The organism is candidate division WOR-3 bacterium (assembly GCA_016934535.1).
Taxonomy (GTDB): domain Bacteria; phylum SDB-A; class SDB-A; order SDB-A; family SDB-A; genus JAFGIG01.
The window spans coordinates 1-18,657 of record JAFGSQ010000070.1; the positions used below are offsets into that span (position 1 = coordinate 1).

Consider the following 18,657-nt stretch of genomic DNA (forward strand, 5'->3'; position numbering starts at 1 on the left):
GATCCGCAGTCAGTCGCGAGAATTGTCTTTATCTGTTCCTTCGGCTTCATCAGACCTCCTTTTCCACCTGCGAAAAAAGCCTTTTTTGGAATTGCTATTTTTGTTCTCTTCTTTTTTTCGTTTTTTTTCTTCTGAATATCTGGCGTCTTCTTCTTCAATGCCCTGTATTAGCTTCTCGACGTTTTCCCTGTCCTCGAAAAATGACTGCAATTCCGCGTACATTTTTGTAGGAAAAACTATCTGAACTATGGGGTCGAAAAATATCATCGCCTGACTGCCTATGAAAGACAGCGGCTTCACACTCTCAAAAAAAACGATGGCGGGAACAGTGAGCTCCCGCCTTACAATTTCTTTTGAAAGTTTTTCGATTATGTTTTTCTTTTTCTCTTCAGAGAGTTCCTTGCCAAGCGCCAGATCTTCGGGCGGATCCGCGAAAATGTTGTCGAAAAACCTTTTCCCCATTAATTCAGTGTTTTAGCTTTTCCGGGGCCGATGAAAAGGTTTCGAGTATGTTTGTCATTATTTTTGATGTCTCACTTTCAATTCTTTCGCCGCTTTTGTCTCGTCGAGTCTTCCGACAGGCGTATTGACGGGACTCTCTATTATTGTCCCGGGATTCTCGCGGGAAATTCCGTCTATCTCAGTCATCATTTCAATAAAATGATCCAGCGTTTTTTTTGACTCGGTCTCTGTCGGCTCTATCATTATCGCCTCGCTGACTATGAGGGGAAAATAAATCGTCGGCGCGTGGAAACCCCTGTCGAGAATCGCCTTGGCTATGTCTAAAGTTTTTACTCCGTGTTTTTTCTGCCATTCCCCTGAAAATACGGCTTCATGCATGCATGTCTTATCGTACGGCAGTTTGTAATTGTCTTTAAGAGCCACCCTGACATAGTTCGCGTTTATTATCGCCGCCTCCGAAACTTCTCTCAGTCCGTCGATCCCCATCCTCAGAAGATAGCAGTAAGCTCTCAGAATGACGCCGAAATTGCCGTAGAACGAATGAACGGGACCGATTGATTTTCCGGCTTCATTATTGAACGACCACTCTTCGCCTTTCTTTTCGACGCGCGGAACAGGCAGAAAGGCGTCGAGTTCTTTTGTTACAGCTATGCCTCCGCCGCCGGGTCCGCCGCCTCCATGAGGCGAAGAAAAAGTCTTGTGGAGGTTGAAGTGAAGAATGTCGACTCCGAGTTTCGCGGGTTTTACTATCCCGAGCAAAGCGTTGAGGTTTGCGCCATCCATGTAGACGAGCCCGCCTTTTTCGTGGACTATTTTGCAAATTTTGGCGAGGTTCTTTTCGTACAGGCCAAGCGTGTTCGGGTTCGTTATCATCACGGCGGCCGTATCATCGTCGAATTTTTCTGCGACGTCCTCCGGGGACAATATACCTTCACTTGACGACTTCACCGTGACAACTTCATATCCAGCCAGAGCAGCTGTCGCAGGATTGGTTCCGTGCGCCGTATCGGGCACCATAATCTTCTTTCTCTGCTTTCCTTTGTCTGCAAAATACGCACGTACGATAAAAATACCCGTAAGTTCACTCTGAGCGCCTGCGACCGGCTGAAGAGTGACTGAATCGAATCCCGTAAGTTTCGCGAGAAAATCCTGCGTTTCTCCAATCACTCTGATTGCGCCTCCGGCGCATTTCCGGGGCGCATAGGGGTGAAGCGAAGCGAATTGAGGCCAGGAGGCGACGTCTTCGTTTATCTTTGGATTGTATTTCATGGTGCACGATCCGAGAGGGTAAAGGTTTTTGTCGACGTGATAGTTCAAATTCGACAAATTGACAAAATGTCTTACCACTGCCTGCTCTCCGGGGGACGGTAGGTCAAGAGTGGCTTTGCGTCTGTATTTTTCAGGAATTTTAGTTTCTTTGCCGGCGGGAACCGGCGTGTAGTTTTCCGGTTTTGCTTGTCCTATGTCAAAAAGTACCGGCTCTCTCATTTAACCTCCGCTGACGATGACTAAAATAGAAAATCAATCATATAAACAACGAAATCATATATGAAAAAACAACGTAAAATATTACATCATCGGGTCTAATAACTCAATTCGATTTTTTATCCCCAAAATTATCGCAAAAGTTATGAAAAAAATAATTTCTTGTTAAAGCTTCGTGGAACCATAACAACAAAACAAGAGATATCCACCACGAAGGAACAATTGACTACAATTGTTCTTCACGAAGGGGAAATTGTATACAATTTCCCTACACGAAGGGTATTTTCGGTATTATTTTGTAAACAAAAAAAACTAACTACGACCGGCGATTATTTCCTTGAGTTTTTTTACTCTGTCCCTCAAAACAGCCGCCCTTTCGAACTCCAATTCTTCCGCCGCTTTTTTCATCTCTTTTACGAGCCCTTCTATCTTTTCTATTAGATCTATCCTGCTCATGCCTTCGGTCGGCTCTTCGGGATAGCCGCCCGCAGGTTTTTTCTCTCTGACCTCGGCAATGGACGTCGCCGCCAGTATTTCTTCACGCGTCTTGACTATGGATTTCGGGATTATCTTGTGCTCCCTGTTGAAACCTTCCTGTATCTTTCTTCTCCTTTTTGTTTCTGCAAGTGCTCTCGCCATGGAATCCGTTATCTCGTCGGCGAAAAGAATTACCTTGCCGCAAAGATTTCTCGCGGCTCTTCCCGCGGTCTGAACCAGGGAAGTTTCGCTCCTGAGAAAACCTTCCCTGTCGGCGTCGAGTATCATGACAAGACCGACCTCGGGGAGATCGAGACCTTCTCTAAGGAGGTTGACGCCGACAATGACGTCGAAATCCCCGAGCCTGAGCGACCTCAGTATCTCAACCCTGTCGAGTGATTTTATCTCCGAATGAAGATAAGCCACTCTCATGTCTTCCCCCTTAAGAAAATCGGCGAATTCTTCCGCGGATTTTTTTGTCAGCGTCGTTATTATTACTCTTTCACCTCTGCCGACTGTTTCCTTGGCTTTTTCGAGTATAACGTCTATCTGTCCCTTTGTTGGACATATTTCGATAACGGGATCGACGATACCCGTCGGCCGCGCAATCAGTTCGATCGTGTTTTTCGGCCCGGCTCTTTCTCTCTCATAAAGCGCGGGCGTGGCCGACATGTAGAGAGTCGTCTGAGCAAGCTGTCTGAATTCTTCGAACTTCAAAGGCCTGTTGTCGAGAGCAGAAGGCAGGCGAAAACCGAATTCGATTAGAGTTTCTTTTCTCGACCTGTCTCCATGCTCCATTGCCCTTATCTGGGGAATGGTCGCGTGCGATTCGTCAATTACTACCAAAAAATCATCGGGAAAGTAATCTATCAGACACCAGGGTTTGGATCCGAGAGGTCTTCCGGACAGATGCCTCGAATAGTTTTCTATACCCTGGCAGTATCCGAAGTTCTCTATCATCTCGATGTCCGATAAAGTCCTCTGCTCGAGTCTTTGCGCTTCAAGGTCTCTTCCTGATTTCTTGAAATATTCCTTCCTCTCGGCCAGCTCAATCCTTATACTTTCGATGGCTTTCGGTATGCTGTCTTTTTCTATAAGATACTGTTTTGCGGGGAAAATCACCGCTTCATCGGTCTCACCCGCCGTCCTGAAATCCGGATACGAAATGACGTTTATTTTGTCTATGCCGTCGCCGAAGAATTCAAATCTCAGGAACTGTTTTGTTTCATAAGCGGGATAGACGTCCATGACGTCGCCTTTTATTCTGAACGTACCCGGTCCTGTTTCAATTTCGTTTCTCGAGTAATGAATGTCTATCAGCTTCCTCGCGAATTTCTGCGGAGTCAGTTTTTCTCCTTTTTTGAGGACCAGTGTCCCCGCTTTGAATACTTCAGGGGAGCCGATGTTGTAGATGCAGGAAACCGAAGCCACAACAATCACGTCCCTTCTCGACACAACGGAAGCCGTGGCTTTGAGGCGCAAACGGTCTATCGCCTCGTTTACGCTGGCGTCTTTGGCTATGTATGTGTCGGTCTGGGGAAGATAGGCTTCGGGCTGATAATAATCGTAGTAGCTTATGAAATACTCCACGGCGTTGTCGGGAAAAAAGCACGAGAGTTCTGCGTATATCTGAGCGGCGAGTGTCTTGTTGTGTGATATAACGAGGACAGGTCTTTGAATATTTTTTATGACGTTTGCGAGGACGAACGTTTTGCCGGATCCTGTCACGCCGAGCAGAACTGCTTCTTTCCTGCCGCTGTCAAAAAGATTTGTGATTTCTTCTATCGCTTTCGGCTGGCCTCCGGTCGGTTTCATTTCTGCTGTCAAATTGAATTTCATCCTGTCATCTCCTGATTTTTCTTTCCGCCAAAAACCACGCAAATATCGCCGCTGCGCATATCAGCATAGCCACGGGAAAAAAGTCGTGAATAAAAATCTTTTGCACTGATTCCGTTTCAGTGTGACGAAGCGAATTTGTGAAAGAGTCCAGATCCAAAACGGACGCGTTTATCAACCGCACAGCGAGACTTTCAGGCACAAATCTTTCTTCGACCGTAAATACAGCTGAATCCACAAGATCGAAGATTCCGGCTTCGATAAGGTGAGTCCCTTCTTTGACGCCCGTCAGAAAATAATGATGAGTTTCGCCGTCTTTTCCCGCAGGAGATACTTCTCTGCCGTCGATCTTGACCTCCGGCATTTCCGGGGAATCAATCCAGAAATAAACCGCTTCGTCGGTGAAAAAACCTTTTTTTGGCAACGAAATCCTCAGCGATTCAAATTGCCTGCTTTGAGTCCAAAGGACTACTGCTTCGAGAAATTCTTTCGCAAAATCTCTCGCCTCTCCTCCGTCAAAATACCATTTTACAAGGCATTGAGACGGCATCGTCAACAAAAAACAACCTCTCCTGCTCTCCACAGAGAGAATGGCTTCAGTACCGGACCCGATAAGAACGGTTTTGCCTGAACCCGGGTGAATCGAAGCGTATGCTGTTACTCCGGACAAAACGAGCCTTTCTGTAAGTTCGTGTTTTTTTCCCATATCGGTTAAAAAAATTATCTCTGGTGTAGCGCCGCCGGGCGTTCGTCTTTCTTTTACGAGCCAAAAGACAACCGAGCCGTTTCTCCAGTTATAGCGGCTTTCGAACGGGTTTTCGCCGGAAATCCACAGGACTAGCGAGTACTTTTGAGGTTCGAACTCTGTTTTTACGGCTCTTTCCAGGCCGTCTTCAAAAACAAGCGAACCTTCACCGAGACCTTCCGTATAAACCGACAAATTCACCCGAAAATTCCCTGCGAGCAATCTTCTCGCCGAAGCCACCGCCGGATCCGGTTCAGAAGCATAAATAACGGCCTGAACTGCGTTTTCTCCGGCGCAATAATCGAAATGGCCGCTGTCCATGGATGTCGCAAAAACCATTCTGTGATTCCCTTTTGCTCTCTCATAAACAGTGTAAACAAAGCTTTTCGAAGCGAATGGCTCAAGTTCTGTCATTATGCTGTCGGTTATAATTCCGTCTCTTGAAACAAAAACAGTCTCCGAACAGAATGGCCCAGCGTTGGATAAGGTGACGACAACGCTCACGGTGTCTCCGGGAAGAATTCTTTCCGTACCGCCTGTGACTGACAAGAATGTCCTCTTTTCAGTCTTCAGAAGAAAAACGAGTGATTCTGCCGAAAGAGCGACATCCGATGAAAAAGCGTCCAGAGGGAACTTATCCGCCAATACAAAAATCTTTCCTCTGAAAATTCCTTCGGCTTTGGAATACACAAAAAGAGATTTTGGAGTTATCACACCTGAAAAATCCGTTTCCTGTTTAAATTCAGCGAAAGATAAAAAAGTGTCTTCGCCAAAAAAAAATATCCTGTCTTCACCGAATGCTTTTATTAAAGAATCAGAATATTCGAAAAACAGATCCTTGTTCCGGGCGTCGATGAAAAGAACGGGAAATATTTTTATCTTTTCGGTTTTTTTGAAAATTTTCCCGGAAAAAATTATAGTTGAAATGACAACAAAATACAAAATCGCCCTGACGGCGAATTCCGGATTAAATTTCCGGTTAACCGCCAATGAAGCCGCGATTGAAAACAAAAAGGCGGCGGCAAAATAAACGATCATTTCACTATTCTTAAAATGAATTCTTTCACATCGTAGGTTAACATGGGAATGTCTTCTTCGTTAAGCTCGACGAAAGTTTCCGGCAGTGACGAATCGGCTGTAAAAAGAGCGGATCCCTCCGTCTTTAAGCTGTCGTAATCTGCGGAAAAGGCGATCGCCCTGTAATTCCCCTGTTCGAGAAACGGAACGCTGTACCTTCCTCCGCTTGCCGGGACAAAGTCTATCAATTCAAAAGAATCTCCTGTTACGGCAAAAAAACCTTCAAAAGATGAATCCGGGAAATATAAAGTAATGTTTCTCGCAAGACCTTTTATACCGCGGACGACCCTGAAATTCCCGAAACCGGCCATTTCGTTTCCGGCGATGTCGGAAAATCCCGCAAGCATGACAGAATACAATCTCTTCCTGCTCTCAAAAGTGTCCGCCTCGGGTGGAAAAGTGATTTTAAATTGTGTGTAATCCGTGCTGAATTCGCTTAAAAAGCCCAATTCCGAGTTCCCTGCTATATACAGATGATTTTCGGGCGAAGAAGCGTCTACAGGTTCTGAAAATAAAGCCACTACTGCAGAATCCAGCGATCCGTTCAGATCGTAGAGCCCCGGTTCGACAGAGACGAGTACGGGAGGAGTCGTGTCGAGAGCCGACGAGCCGATAAATGTCTTTTCAACGGGTCTTATGTAATTGCCGGAAGCATCGGCAATGCTTTCACAGGTCAAAATGTATTCGACGGTGTCAGTTTCATGCGTCGTCAGATGCGCTACAATGTCGTCAGATCCGAGAACGGCCGCTATAACGGGAATTGTCTCTCCGGTCACTGCATCGGTTATCCTGAACTGTGACGCAGAGACAAAGGATTCTCTTGACATTTTTTCCGAAAAAACACAGTCAACATGGTTCCTGTCTACAGCTGTTACTCCGGCTATTTTCGGAGCCCACCTGTCAGGGCTTGTAGGAAGAGCTCTCCTTCCGCAAGAGTGAAAAGCGATTACGGCCGACAGGACAAGCAAGAACTTTTTCATTTTCATATACCGAGAATAACCTTCGAAACAAATTCGACAGCGACAAAAAACGGTCTTCTCAAAACAATAAAAACAATCATCAGTAAAAATATCCCCGCGAATCCGTTTATGGACAGATATTTTTCCCGCGTTCTGCCTTTAAGCAAGAAAGCTAAAATTTTAGAACCGTCCAGAGGTGGAATAGGCAAAAGGTTGACGAACGCTAGCATAATATTTATAAGTACGAAAATCTGAAGTAGCTGAAACGAAATCCTGAAAATATTAGCGTATTGTTCCACGGGGAACTGAAATCGTGATACGGCAAAAAAAAGAGCTCTGAAAAATATACCGGCTACTACAGCCATGGCGATATTTGAAGCCGGACCCGCGGCGGCGACCAGAGGCAGGTCCTTTTCGGGGTTTTTCAGGTTGATCGGATTCACAGGAACCGGTTTTGCCGCGGCGAAAATGAAAGGCGACCTCGTGAACACGAGAAAAAGAGGAAGCAGTATGCTCATGAAAGGGTCTATGTGAGGCAAAGGGTTGAGAGTCAGCCTGCCGGACTGTTTTGCCGTCGGGTCTCCCCTCCAGAGAGCGGCGAGTCCGTGAAACACTTCATGCACTACGGCTGAAAAAAGAAGAACAATCAACTGCATCACCAGCACGGCGGGATCATTCATCTTTTCTCCCGAGGTTGGCGAGCCTGACATTTTCGAGAGGCCATATTTTCTGCTGGCTCCATTTGCCCGGTTTTATCTTTTCGATTTCTTCGCTGATTATCTGCATTCTCGACTCGAGATAATCAATAAGATGGACAAGCCAGGCTTCCGCAGTTTTTGGAGGCTGAGGCGAACCGTATTCCCTTTTTCCGTGATGAGACAGCACAACGTGCAGAAGATTTTTCATTTGCACTGACAGTTCTGCCGTTTGGTTGTTCAGCGCTTCATTTTGTATCATCGCGGCGCCCATGTATATGTGGCCGAAAAGTTCTCCCGAATCGGTCACGGCCGGAGTTCCCCCTCTTTTGAGGGAATATTCGCTTATTTTTCCGATGTCGTGAAGGATTATACCGGCCACTACAACGTCCCTGTCAGTGAAAGTGTACAGTTCTTCCATTCCCTCATGAATCTTGAGCATCCTCCAAAGATGTTCGAGCAGGCCTCCAAGATAAGGATGGTGTATTTCCACCGAAGCCGGTGAAGATTTAAGTTCGTCAGCGTAGTCCTGAACAAGCTTTAACGTCAATTCCCTGATGTCTTTGGCCGAAATCGTTTCTGCTCTTTCGACAGCGTAATTGAACATTTCCTCTATGTTCAACGAAGTTGCTTTTATAAGTTTAACCGGATCGTAATCGTCGTCGGACGATTGAGCCGCCCTGACAGTCATTATTCTCACCTGCATATCTCCCTGATACTCGTTCAGAGATCCTTCTATCCTGATGTGGCTGCCTTCCGGGATTTTTTCCAATAAGGAGTAAAGCGGGTCATTTCCGTATACCGGTGCGGCGTTTATCTCTCCCGTGCCGTCGCCCAATACCGCCTGAAGCGACTTCCAGGGATTCTGCCCCTCGCCCTGTCTGTATTTGAGTTTCCTGAGTACAGCATAGAAAAAAACCTGATCAAGTTTACCCGAGGTTTTTGCGCTTTTTATGTCCAAATCAACATCCTCTTGACTTGACTTTCAATATTTAGGATAATTCATTTTTTTCCGGCGGCATAGCTCAGTAGGTTAGAGCAGTGGAATCATAATCCACGTGTCCGGGGTTCGACTCCCTGTGCCGCCACATCACAATTCCCTTGTCAGAAGAAATTTATCGTAACATTCTATTATGTCGCCTTCCTGCGCCTCTCCGAGATCTTCAATCCCAATGCCGCATTCGAAGTTCGTCTCGACCTTTCTGACGTCGTCTTTGAACCTTTTCAGCGAATTTATTCTGCCCTGATGGATCACTTCTCCTTTTCTCTTAAGTCTCGCCGAAGTGCCTCTTTTTATTTCGCCGTCGAACACATAGCTTCCGCAAATCACTCCGGATTTTGATATAACGAAGACGTTTCTTATTTCAGCTTTTCCTATCACTCTTTCTTCGTATTCAGGCTCCAGAAGACCGCTCATAGCTTTTCTGATGGATTCGATAGCTTCGAAAATTATGTTGTAGGATTTTATGACAATGTTTCTCGCCGTCGCAAGCCTCGCAGCTTCAGTTCTCACAGGGACATTGTATGCTATTATTATCGAACCGGAAGACTGTGCGAGCAGTACGTCATTTTCGTTTACGGGTCCCACTGCTTTGTGGACGATTGTGAGGCTTATTTCGTTCTGAGGCAGTCTCGCGAGACCGTCGGCGAGAGCTTCAAGGGAGCCTCCCACGTCGCATTTGAGTATCAGATTGAGCTTGTTCTGTTCTCCGTTTTCGAGAGCTATCTTCAAGGCTTCAGCCGTGAAAGTTTTCATCCTGCTCTGCTGTATTTTTTCGACCAAAATTCTCTTTCTTGCTATTTCTCTTGCTTTTCTTTCCTCCTGAACAACCTGAAAAGTGTCTCCGACGTCGGGAAGTTTATCGAAACCCATTATCTTCACAGGTTTTGAAGGCGATACATCGTTAATTTTTTCGTCGAATTCGTTGAACATGGCTCTTATTCTTCCGGAAGAACTGCCGGCTATGAATGGATCTCCTGTCTTTGCGACACCCTCGGTTATCAGTATGTCTGCTATCATGCCTCTTCCTTTTTCAACCGAAGCCTCTATGACAGTTCCTTTTGCCTTGGTGTCAAAAGAAGTTTTCAGATCGAGCATTTCGGCTTCGATGATGATGGCGTCGAGAAGTTCGTTGATGCCTTCACCTGATTTGGCCGAAATGGGGACAAACTGCACTTTTCCTCCGTAATCTTCAACCATTATCTTGTGTTCCAGAAGCTGCTGTTTTACTTTTTCTATGTTTCCCCTTCCGAGATCTATCTTGTTCGCTGCGACTATAATCGGAATACCGGCCGCTTTGACATGATCTATGGCTTCCACTGTTTGGGGCTTGACGCCGTCATTGACCGCGACGACAAGAACGCAAATATCCGTAAGCTGGGCGCCGCGGGCTCTCATAGCAGTAAAAAGTTCGTGGCCGGGCGTGTCGAGAAAAGTGATTTTTTCTTTGTTGTGCTCCACTTCGTAAGCGCTGATGTGCTGAGTTATCGAGCCTACTTCCTGTTCGGCGACCCTGCTTCTTCGTATGTAGTCCAAAAGGGACGTTTTCCCGTGGTCGACATGTCCCATCACTGAAACGATTGGCGCCCTTTTGTTAAGAACGGCTGGTTTTTCCTCTTCGTCGGTCTCCTTTTCGAGGATGTCCTCTCCCCATTCCGGAAGAAGCTCCACTTCGTAGCCGAATTCGTCCGCCACAGCCGAAATAACATCATTGTCCAGTCTCTGATTCACAGACACGACAAGTCCCAGAGAAAGACAGATGGATATTATGTTGTTCGGTTCAGTGTCGAGTCTTTTGGCCAGTTCAGTGACTGACATGAACTCGCTGACCTTTAAAACTTTTTTGTCTTCTTCGACCTGCTCCGGGGCTGACTTGACGTCAATTTTCTTTTTTCTTCTCTTGTCCCCGCTGCGTATCTGGTGAAGGGTTTGTGTCAGTTTTGAGTCCACTACGACTTTATCAACAAATTTCTTGCGTCTTTTTGACTTTTTTCCATCTTTTTTCTTTTCAGCTCCGGTGTCGGATTCACTCATTTTTTTCTTTTTCTCTTCTTCGAGCCTCGCCGATTCCCTTTCCTGATCAAATCTCTTCTTGACCGCTTCTTCCATTTCCGGAAGCATCGCGCTCATGTGATTCTTGACTTCGTAACCCAAGCCCTGCAGAAGATTGACCAAAGCTATCGAAGTCAATCCGAATTCTTTGGCGGCCTGATAAATTCTCTTATTCGCCATCTATCCCCCTAAATATTATTCTCACTTTTTACATCTCCGATATTTCGCTTATTTCGTCGATAGCCTTTCGTATTGCGGGGATGTCTTTTTCCTCTACACCCTTGAGTTCCAGTATTTCTTCGTCCGTTGCGGTGTTGAGCGCGAGCAGGTCCTCGTAATTTTTTGACAGGGCTTTAATCACTTTTTTTGTAAGTGTCGTCAGTTTGTCGGGAGTGGTTTTTTTCAAAAAATCGCTTCTTCTCGTCTCTTTAACCGAAGTAATGTTTGAAATGTCTATTTTCCATCCGGTGAGCTTGCTCGCCAGTCTTGCGTTCTGCCCGTTTTTCCCTATCGCGAGAAGATACTGATCGTCCGCCACGACGACGAAAGCTTTTTTCTCCTGTTCGTCAAGTTTAATCTTTTCTATTGTTGCCGGAGCAAGTGCTCTGCTTATGAAAACTTCCGGTTCGGAAGACCACAATACTATGTCGATTTTTTCTCCGCTCAGTTCCTTGACTATTGATTGGACTCTCGATCCTTTCATCCCGACGCACGCACCTACGGGATCTATCCTTTCATCTTTCGAAGACACCGAGATTTTGGCTCTTTCGCCAGGATCTCTGGCGACCGACATTATCTTGATTATACCTTCGTATATTTCCGGAACTTCGTTTATGAAAAGTTTGATAAGAAAATCGTTGCTTGTCCTGGAAAGAACGACGTACGGGCTTTTTTGTTTTTCCTGGATGTCCATGATGAGTGCTTTTATTCTCTGGCCCTGATGCCATCTTTCTTTGAGTATCTGATCTTTTCCCGACAGCATCCCTTCGGATTTTCCGAGGTCGACAATAATCGAATTCTTTCCGACCTGCTGAACCTGACCGCTGACTATTTCCCCTATCTTTACCTTGAACTCACTCAAAACTCTTTCTTTCTCGGCTTCCTTGATTTTTTGACCGAGCAGGGTCCTGATATTCAGAATGTTCCCCTTGCTAAGTTCTTTGAGGCTGAGGGCTTTTTTGACTTTGTCACCCAAAACGGCAGTCGGCACAATTTCCCCGGCTTCAGCAAGGGAAATCTCGAGGTCGGGCTCTTCGACATTCTCGACTACTTCAAGTTCTATGAAAGCTTCAATTCCGCCTTTTTCGTTTATATTGACTTCTATACCGTCAACTCTGCCGTGAAGCTTTTTGAAAGCTGAAACGAGCGTGTCTTCGAGGGCTTTTTGCAGAACGGACTCATCCAGATCTTTGTCCATTGAAATCTCTTTTATAGTGTCAATTATTTCGTCCCCGGCATTGATCACATGACCTCCTCGACTAAAAAAAAAGCGTAGACCGCTTAATTCAAGTTTTCTTGAATTTTTATTGACTCAGTATTTTCGCTAAAAAGTAAATTTACCATTTAATTACCTGTTTTACAACTTTCATTTCTTATTTTTTTGTTGTTGACAAAGCTTTTAAATGCTGTTATAAACTTTCTCGTTGTTTTTCAAAACAAAAGGAGGAAATCTATGACGAGAAAGATAGCGATTAGCGTTGTATTAGGTTTGGCTCTGATAGCTGCTTTCGGTTGCTTCAAAAAGAGCTCGGGACCTTCAGATGTAGTCAATCAATTCGCCGCCGCAATGAAAGCCGGAGAATATGAAAAAGCCGTCGGTTTCATGTCTGAAAAATCAATCAACAAAGCTTCCGAAGCTTTTGACATGATCTTTTCCATAGCCGAATCAGATCCCGACATGAAAGCCGAATTCGAAAAAGAACTCGGCGTTTCTTTGGACGAATTCAAAGCCATGAATCCCAGCCAGAGACTTGCCAAAATCCTGTCCATGTCACCCGATGAAAATCCTTTCAAGGACATCGAATACACGGTTTTATCAGAGACTATAGACGGTGAAAAAGCCACTGTCAAAGTTAAAACAGGCGACGAAGAAGATGAGATAACGCTCATTAAAGAAAACGGCGCTTGGAAAATAGACATGGAGATGTAAGTTTCCGACAATATATTTGTCAAAAAGGCGGAACATGTTCCGCCTTTTTTTTTGATTCCTATTCTTTTTCTATTATTCTTCTATGAGTTTTATAAAGTACAGATTCTTGTTTTTCTCATTTTTTTTTATAAGGCGGAACAGTTCCGCCTTTTTTTTTCTCAAAATTTTCAGTTCAGAGCTTTATAAAGTCCAGCTCTTTGAATTTTCCGTCATTTTCTATAATCATGTATGAAATTCTGTCAACCGTGAATTCAATCTCACTCAAGCCGTCGTCAACATAACTTTTAGCTCTTATAAATTTATCATCATCTTCGAAATACCCTATGGTTACGTGCTTTTTAAAATCGAAAGAAGTGTTGAAATAAAACGGGCATTCAAGACTCAGCTTTTTTCTCATCAAGTCAATGACTCCCGCGTCGTGCGGTTCGAGCCAAAGTATTTTCAATCCGTTTGAAAAAGATCCGGTTTTGCCCAATATAACCTTAAACGGTTCAAAAATCCGGACGGCTTCTTTTATCCTGTCTCTTTTTTTGAACCACCCTTCTCTATCGATAAACGGAATGTCCGATATGGTTATGTGCGGAGGCAGGATGCCGAAAAAGCGGTCGAAATCGGCTCTCCAAATATCTATTGTCTCGGCGGCTTTTCCGGTTATTATAATGCCAAGTTCGCTGTCGCCCGGATCAAGAGTTTTCATTTTCTGTTTTTTCCGACAAACTCGTCAATTGCATCTCTGTTGCACCTGAAAGGAATTTTTGGCATATCGTCGAAGGTGAAAAACGCGGCGTCCTGAGCGTCGTCTCCGGGACTGATTTCACCTTGTATGACTGAGGCCAAAAACACGGCGACCAGAACGTCACCATAGTATTTTTTTCTTTTTATTACGATAGCGGCCGAGGCCGGCATTCGAACATGCTGGGCAAAAGTTATATTCTGTCATCAGTCTCCCCCTGCCGGAAAAACGAAACGTACAACTCTTGAAGTCTCTTTTTCTCACTTTCCCAGGAATATTCGCTTTTTTTTAGCATCAGGTTTTCAAGTATCGCGCCTCTTGTTTTTTCGTCGAACAGGATTTTATTTACAGCCGTAACTATGCTTTCCGTATCTCTCTCGTCAGCGCAAAGACCGATGCCCTTTTTTTCTATCAAGTCGCGCATGACAGGGTGGCTCGATCCGACCTGCGGTATGCTCAGGCAAGCGTAATCGAATATTTTGTTTGCTGAAGAAAGTCTGTTGTTGATGCAATTACCGGATATAAGCGACAGTCCTGCATCAGCCTCGGCGAGTCCCTCGGCAAGTTTTTCCCCCTCCGCCCATCCGGCAAAGACTACGTCAGCTCCGGTTTTTCCGGCAATTTTTTTGAATTCGCTTTCGCTGTTCCCGCTGCCGAAGACTGTCAATTGAACTCCATCCAAACGGCTGACAGCTTCAAGGATTTTCTCAAACCCTCTGCCGGGCACAAGCGCGCTGTGATAAACGATCCTCTTTTTGCCAGCCTTTTTTTTATCGTATTTTACAGAGCCTATCAAGTCGCTCGCATTCATGACTACGGCAGGATCGAACTGCAGTTTTCTGTACCTTCTGAGCATTCTCGACAGGTGCCTGTTTACGGTTATCACAGCGTCGGCTTTTCCCGCAAAATAAATTTCTGTCATAGCCCACAGACACCTTTTGAAGCGTTTGTTCCTGAGTTCTTTCACTCCAGTCGCGAATTCGTGGCTGTCGTAAATAAATTTACACCGGTTGATTCTCGACAGGCAATAGCCTGCCGGCAATGTGTTGGCGTCGTGACAATGAACAGCGGCGGGATATGGGTGATTTCCGGCAAAGATCGCGCACAGCCAGAAAACGGCAAACCGCAGCGGGGTTCTTGTCCACGGGCCTGTTTTAACCGGCACGAAAATCACTTTTCCGATTTTCGTCTTTTTTTTGTTTTTTTCGGAAGGATAGAGAACGGTGACGCCGAATCCGATTTCACAAAGAGCTTTCGCTTCCTTTAAAATCCTTCTGTCGGAAGTCGCTTCTGAAAACACGAGCATTAAAATTTCGGTTCTTTCAGTTTTTTTAATTTAAAACCACCTCGTCACCGCAAAAAAGCGAAACTTTGAATTCTGAAGGACCGATCTTTTCAATCTTTCCATTTCCTCGGATTTCCGGGAAACATCTTTTATCCATAAAGGATAAAACAGCGTTTTTAAGATCGGAACCCGCTCTGAGAATATTTTTACCATTGACCGGCCTAAGTCTTTTTTTTGCGTCAATATATTCCTCTATTTCTGAAAGAGGGGCTATCCATGCGCTTTCTTTCTTCGCTTCAGTGAGGATGCTCTCGTAAATTTCGCTGAAACGGCCGTCAAACATTTCCGAAAACATCCTCTGATGCCACAACAGGTTGAGGATGCCTTTTCTTTTTTTTATGGAATCTGCATAATCAGGAGAATATTCCTGACCCGCAATTAAAGCCATGTCGGTTAAAGTAATCGGGAATTCCGTGATTTTCAGTCTTCTTGAAATTTCTTTGTGCCAGGGTGCGTAATAAGAGCAGGAAGGCCTGACAAACTCCCATTTTCTGGGATGGGCGACAGACGAGTCGTAAGCGAACCCGGCAAGCTCCGCATCGTAAAGAGCTTCTTCGCTTTCAAGCAGGTAATGATATCTCAGACCTGTGACATTCTTTTCCGAAGCCCTTTCGATTTTACTTTTCTCTTTCTTCAGCCTTCCGGGATTCTTTTTCGATTGAATGCTCGCATGAAGAGCTATTTCCCACCCTCCGACAGCTAAATCTTTAAGTACCGTCTTCATTTTCTCTGCGTCGTATCTTCTGCCGTGAGCGTCTCTTTTTACAGCGAGAAAAAAAAACGTCGATTTTACGCCTATCTTCCCCTCGAAATCCCTGAGTTTTTCAATGCAATAATAAGGATCCTCTTTCGGGTTGAAAAGAAATTTCAAAGATTCACGAAAAGAATACGAGTGGTTTTTTTTCAGAAGATTGCGTGTAAAATTCGTCGGTGAAAAAAATCTGGTCCTGTCGACGTCGTGAGTCGGAGAAACCGCGTAAGGCGCTCCATTAGGCCAGCGTGAAACAAAACAAGCTCTGTCTGAAAATTTTTCTGCGGTTTTCGAATAAACGGTCCAGGCAAAATCCTCCAAAAAGAATTCGTTTGCAGCTCTCTTTTCAGCGAAAGCCTCTGACAGTTGAGCCAAATCATCCGTATGAATTTCCAATCGCACGTTAAACCTGCCGGAGTCTTTTCTATCTCTGAACACTATATCGCAGGGAAGCCTGTCTACGACAAAATGTACGAGACCCGACATTTCCAAAGCGGTCTTTATCCAACTGCAATACTCGCTCTTGTTCCTGAGAGATATTTTTGGGTCAAGGACCTTTATTATCTGCAAAGTCTCGCGTACCTCAGCAGTTTTAGCCCGAATCCGGCTTTAAAGAAAGAGACACTGCGGGTGTTTGCTCCGCACAGGTCAAAATATTTACCGCGCCCTGTTTCTTCAGAAATTGATCTTTTGAGCAAAAGAGAGTTTGCGCCTTCCGCGTTCCCTTTTTCCGTTGATCCGGCTATCCAGTCGAAACTCGTCTGATCTCCTTCTATCGTCGCCCTGAACGCGGCAGGAAAACCGTCGGCATCAAAAGCGGTTCTGATTTTGAGAATATTCAGTTCGTCTGCTTTTTCAATCATACCCAGGATGTATTTTTTTTCGTAAGGCGGCTTTCTTTTGTGTCTCGAGTAAGATTTAAAAAGCATGTCGGACAGCGCGTCGAAGTCACTGCATTCACCGACAGTCAAGTTTCTGCTTTCAGCTTTTTTTATCTGCTTTCTTTCTTCTCTGTCTATTCCGGACTCGTCCCATCCCGGAAAGGCCGCGTATGTGTATAATACCTCAGCCTTGAATCCGCACCAGATAAAAGGTCTGACGTCAGCGTTTTCAGGAGAGGCGAGAATGACTGAATTTTTCGGCAGGATTTTGGAGATTTCCTCCACGATGGAAAGCATGTGTCTTTCGAAACTTTTACCTTCGTTCTTCTTTTCGATTTTTACGATACAGGAATATGGAAGAGACGGCACCGGAACCATTTTATTTTTTTTCGAAAACGAATAAAACAGAATATTCACCTTGTCTGTTCGGGCTCCGAAAAAGCTGGCTTTATATCCCGTCAGTTCCGCCGCTTTTTTTATGAGATCCGGATGAAAAATACCGTCAGGGTAAAAATCTCCGGAAATATCAGAAAACAAGTCAACTTTCATTGTATTTGCAATTATAATTGATGCCGATGAATCTGAAAACGCTTCTTAAACATATATTCATATATTCTGCCGGCGCAGTATTTTACCAGCTCATCAATATCATTGCGACCAAAACATATACAAACGTATTTTCGGTCGAAGATTTCGGCATGATATCGTACGTACTCACTTTTACGGCTCTCCTTTCGACTGCTTTGAGCGGCATACAGATTTCCAGCGCTCTTGGACGCTTTTACACAGACAAACAGTTTGCCGGGCAAAAAAATACGGTGTTCGCGACCTGCTTTTTTACTCTTTTGTTTTTCTCTACTGTGACTTTCTTTTTATCAGGAACGCTTTCCTTTCCACTGAGGCATGTTCTTTTCCCGAAAATTCAGAATTCTGCAGTGTTTATTCTTATTTTTGTTTTCTGTTTTGTAAGTACACAGGAAAAATTTCTGGCTCTTTTTTTCAAGTGGGACCTCAAACCAAACGTCTACATAATATTTTACAATTTGTCGCCTTTGGCCTCGCTGTTGCTTGTCATCATTATGTCATCTTTCCTGTCAAGCGCCGTGGCCGGATTCATGTCCGGAATAACCGGCGGCTCCCTTCTAATAGTCTTCCTTCTGATGTTTCTTTTAATAAAACGTCTGTCGTTGGTCTTCGACAAAGACTGGGCGAGAAAAGTAATCAGGTTTTCTCTCCCTTTGATACCGTATACGAGCACGCTTCTCGTACTCACTTTCGTGGACAGATTTCTAATAAGGTTGTTCATCGGTTACGAAGCGGTAGCTGTGTATTCGATTGGAGCAAAGATATCAGCTGTTATTTCAGCGGTCTCCGCCGGTTTCAGAAACGCATGGGGTCCGTACTTTTACACGACATATTCAGACGAAAATTCCGGGTATAATTTTGCCAGGGTATTCGACCTTTTTAATTTTTTCGCGATCGGCACAATGCTCGTCATAACTCTGTTTTCCAGGCAGTTTATACTTCTTATATCATCGGAAAAATATCTGGGAGCCATCCAGATAGTGCCTTTTCTTGTCGTCAGCAATATTGTGTTTAACCTTCAGTACTTTCTTTTGGGAATATACATCAAAAACAAGACTATTTATCTCACTTATACCGCGTTGACGGGGATAGCGGTGAACATTGTTCTGGACATTTTTCTCATACCCCGATATCAGCTCCTGGGCGCGGCTTTCGCGACCATGCTGTCTTTTTCGGTTATGTTTTTTATAAACCTGCTTTTGTCCCAAAAACTTCATAAAATACCCTACAGAATCAAATTTAACCTCCTGTCTTTTCTTCCCTGGATAGCTTTTTGCCTGATGTGGAACCGATTGATTATTTTCGATTCACTTGCGCTGAAAATCGTTTTAATTTTTCTGTACGTTTTCGTGAATAATATGACCGGAGTTTTCAGTTTCAGGTACGCTCAACGAAAGATACGGGACTACATCAAGCAGAAGTAGA

At 44.7% G+C, this 18,657-nt stretch carries 16 protein-coding genes and 1 tRNA gene; 3 read left to right on the forward strand and 14 right to left on the reverse strand.

Annotated elements, in window-relative coordinates:
- Positions 1–9: 9 nt before the first annotated feature.
- The 7 genes from JXL83_09615 to JXL83_09645 all read right to left on the reverse strand — a co-directional run bounded on the left by JXL83_09615 (position 10) and on the right by JXL83_09645 (position 8,697).
- On the reverse strand, positions 10–462 hold the full coding sequence (locus tag JXL83_09615) for a hypothetical protein (GenBank protein ID MBN2364374.1): 453 nt from the start codon (positions 460–462) through the stop codon (positions 10–12).
- Between the two features lie 57 nt (positions 463–519).
- Positions 520–1,950 carry an aminomethyl-transferring glycine dehydrogenase subunit GcvPB gene (gene gcvPB, locus JXL83_09620; GenBank protein MBN2364375.1) on the reverse strand — a complete coding sequence of 477 codons (1,431 nt, stop codon included), beginning with the start codon at positions 1,948–1,950 and terminating at the stop codon, positions 520–522.
- Between the two features lie 309 nt (positions 1,951–2,259).
- Positions 2,260–4,263 carry an excinuclease ABC subunit UvrB gene (gene uvrB, locus JXL83_09625; GenBank protein MBN2364376.1) on the reverse strand — a complete coding sequence of 668 codons (2,004 nt, stop codon included), beginning with the start codon at positions 4,261–4,263 and terminating at the stop codon, positions 2,260–2,262.
- A gap of 4 nt (positions 4,264–4,267) precedes the next feature.
- The gene (locus JXL83_09630) at positions 4,268–6,043 is read right to left on the reverse strand and encodes a hypothetical protein (protein MBN2364377.1); all 1,776 of its coding nucleotides are present in this window, start codon (positions 6,041–6,043) and stop codon (positions 4,268–4,270) included.
- The gene (locus JXL83_09635) at positions 6,040–7,068 is read right to left on the reverse strand and encodes an Ig-like domain-containing protein (GenBank protein ID MBN2364378.1); all 1,029 of its coding nucleotides are present in this window, start codon (positions 7,066–7,068) and stop codon (positions 6,040–6,042) included. The genes JXL83_09630 and JXL83_09635 overlap by 4 nt, the downstream gene beginning before the upstream one ends.
- Positions 7,065–7,721 carry a site-2 protease family protein gene (locus JXL83_09640; GenBank protein MBN2364379.1) on the reverse strand — a complete coding sequence of 219 codons (657 nt, stop codon included), beginning with the start codon at positions 7,719–7,721 and terminating at the stop codon, positions 7,065–7,067. The genes JXL83_09635 and JXL83_09640 overlap by 4 nt, the downstream gene beginning before the upstream one ends.
- On the reverse strand, positions 7,714–8,697 hold the full coding sequence (locus tag JXL83_09645; protein MBN2364380.1) for an HD domain-containing protein: 984 nt from the start codon (positions 8,695–8,697) through the stop codon (positions 7,714–7,716). Before JXL83_09645 ends, JXL83_09640 begins: the two co-directional genes overlap by 8 nt.
- A 53-nt stretch (positions 8,698–8,750) precedes the next feature.
- Here JXL83_09645 and JXL83_09650 point away from each other — a divergent pair.
- Positions 8,751–8,824 (forward strand) — tRNA-Met (locus tag JXL83_09650).
- Positions 8,825–8,826: 2 nt separating this feature from the next.
- Here the strand turns inward: JXL83_09650 and infB are convergent.
- Entirely contained in the window at positions 8,827–10,968 is a 2,142-nt protein-coding gene (gene infB / locus JXL83_09655; protein MBN2364381.1) for a translation initiation factor IF-2, read from the reverse strand.
- Positions 10,969–10,996: 28 nt separating this feature from the next.
- On the reverse strand, positions 10,997–12,253 hold the full coding sequence (gene nusA, locus JXL83_09660; GenBank protein MBN2364382.1) for a transcription termination factor NusA: 1,257 nt from the start codon (positions 12,251–12,253) through the stop codon (positions 10,997–10,999).
- A 207-nt stretch (positions 12,254–12,460) separates the two neighbouring features.
- Here nusA and JXL83_09665 point away from each other — a divergent pair, with 207 nt between their 5' ends.
- Positions 12,461–12,937 (forward strand): DUF4878 domain-containing protein, encoded by a 477-nt coding sequence (locus JXL83_09665; protein ID MBN2364383.1) that lies wholly within the window; start codon positions 12,461–12,463, stop codon positions 12,935–12,937.
- A 172-nt stretch (positions 12,938–13,109) separates the two neighbouring features.
- Here the strand turns inward: JXL83_09665 and JXL83_09670 are convergent, their stop codons facing one another.
- The 5 genes from JXL83_09670 to JXL83_09690 are packed head-to-tail and all read right to left on the reverse strand — an operon-like array spanning position 13,110 to position 17,196.
- Positions 13,110–13,634, reverse strand: a complete 525-nt coding sequence (locus JXL83_09670) for a 2'-5' RNA ligase family protein (GenBank protein MBN2364384.1) — start codon at positions 13,632–13,634, stop codon at positions 13,110–13,112.
- A complete protein-coding gene (locus tag JXL83_09675; GenBank protein MBN2364385.1) occupies positions 13,631–13,843 on the reverse strand; it encodes a hypothetical protein in 213 nt (70 codons plus the stop codon). The genes JXL83_09670 and JXL83_09675 overlap by 4 nt, the downstream gene beginning before the upstream one ends.
- A gap of 20 nt (positions 13,844–13,863) precedes the next feature.
- A complete protein-coding gene (locus JXL83_09680) occupies positions 13,864–14,976 on the reverse strand; it encodes a glycosyltransferase (protein ID MBN2364386.1) in 1,113 nt (370 codons plus the stop codon).
- A 25-nt stretch (positions 14,977–15,001) separates the two neighbouring features.
- The gene (locus JXL83_09685) at positions 15,002–16,336 is read right to left on the reverse strand and encodes a hypothetical protein (GenBank protein ID MBN2364387.1); all 1,335 of its coding nucleotides are present in this window, start codon (positions 16,334–16,336) and stop codon (positions 15,002–15,004) included.
- Complete coding sequence (locus JXL83_09690) at positions 16,327–17,196, reverse strand: hypothetical protein (protein MBN2364388.1); 870 nt, start codon at positions 17,194–17,196, stop codon at positions 16,327–16,329. Before JXL83_09690 ends, JXL83_09685 begins: the two co-directional genes overlap by 10 nt.
- A 26-nt stretch (positions 17,197–17,222) precedes the next feature.
- On the opposite strand from JXL83_09690, the gene JXL83_09695 reads away from it, so the two are divergent.
- Positions 17,223–18,656: an oligosaccharide flippase family protein gene (locus JXL83_09695; GenBank protein MBN2364389.1), complete on the forward strand. Its 1,434-nt coding sequence runs from the start codon at positions 17,223–17,225 to the stop codon at positions 18,654–18,656.
- The last annotated feature ends 1 nt before the right edge of the window (position 18,657 follow it).

Bases quoted from the DNA above. Each gene is read 5' to 3' on its own strand.
- JXL83_09630 (MBN2364377.1), bottom strand. From the start codon at position 6,043: ATGATCGTTTATTTTGCCGCCGCCTTTTTGTTTTCAATCGCGGCTTCA.
- gcvPB (MBN2364375.1), bottom strand. From the start codon at position 1,950: ATGAGAGAGCCGGTACTTTTTGACATAGGACAAGCAAAACCGGAAAAC.
- uvrB (MBN2364376.1), bottom strand. From the start codon at position 4,263: ATGAAATTCAATTTGACAGCAGAAATGAAACCGACCGGAGGCCAGCCG.
- JXL83_09695 (MBN2364389.1), top strand. From the start codon at position 17,223: ATGAATCTGAAAACGCTTCTTAAACATATATTCATATATTCTGCCGGC.
- JXL83_09665 (MBN2364383.1), top strand. From the start codon at position 12,461: ATGACGAGAAAGATAGCGATTAGCGTTGTATTAGGTTTGGCTCTGATA.
- JXL83_09690 (MBN2364388.1), bottom strand. From the start codon at position 17,196: ATGAAAGTTGACTTGTTTTCTGATATTTCCGGAGATTTTTACCCTGAC.
- JXL83_09670 (MBN2364384.1), bottom strand. From the start codon at position 13,634: ATGAAAACTCTTGATCCGGGCGACAGCGAACTTGGCATTATAATAACC.
- JXL83_09615 (MBN2364374.1), bottom strand. From the start codon at position 462: ATGGGGAAAAGGTTTTTCGACAACATTTTCGCGGATCCGCCCGAAGAT.
- JXL83_09675 (MBN2364385.1), bottom strand. From the start codon at position 13,843: ATGCCGGCCTCGGCCGCTATCGTAATAAAAAGAAAAAAATACTATGGT.
- infB (MBN2364381.1), bottom strand. From the start codon at position 10,968: ATGGCGAATAAGAGAATTTATCAGGCCGCCAAAGAATTCGGATTGACT.
- JXL83_09680 (MBN2364386.1), bottom strand. From the start codon at position 14,976: ATGCTCGTGTTTTCAGAAGCGACTTCCGACAGAAGGATTTTAAAGGAA.
- JXL83_09640 (MBN2364379.1), bottom strand. From the start codon at position 7,721: ATGAATGATCCCGCCGTGCTGGTGATGCAGTTGATTGTTCTTCTTTTT.
- JXL83_09635 (MBN2364378.1), bottom strand. From the start codon at position 7,068: ATGAAAATGAAAAAGTTCTTGCTTGTCCTGTCGGCCGTAATCGCTTTT.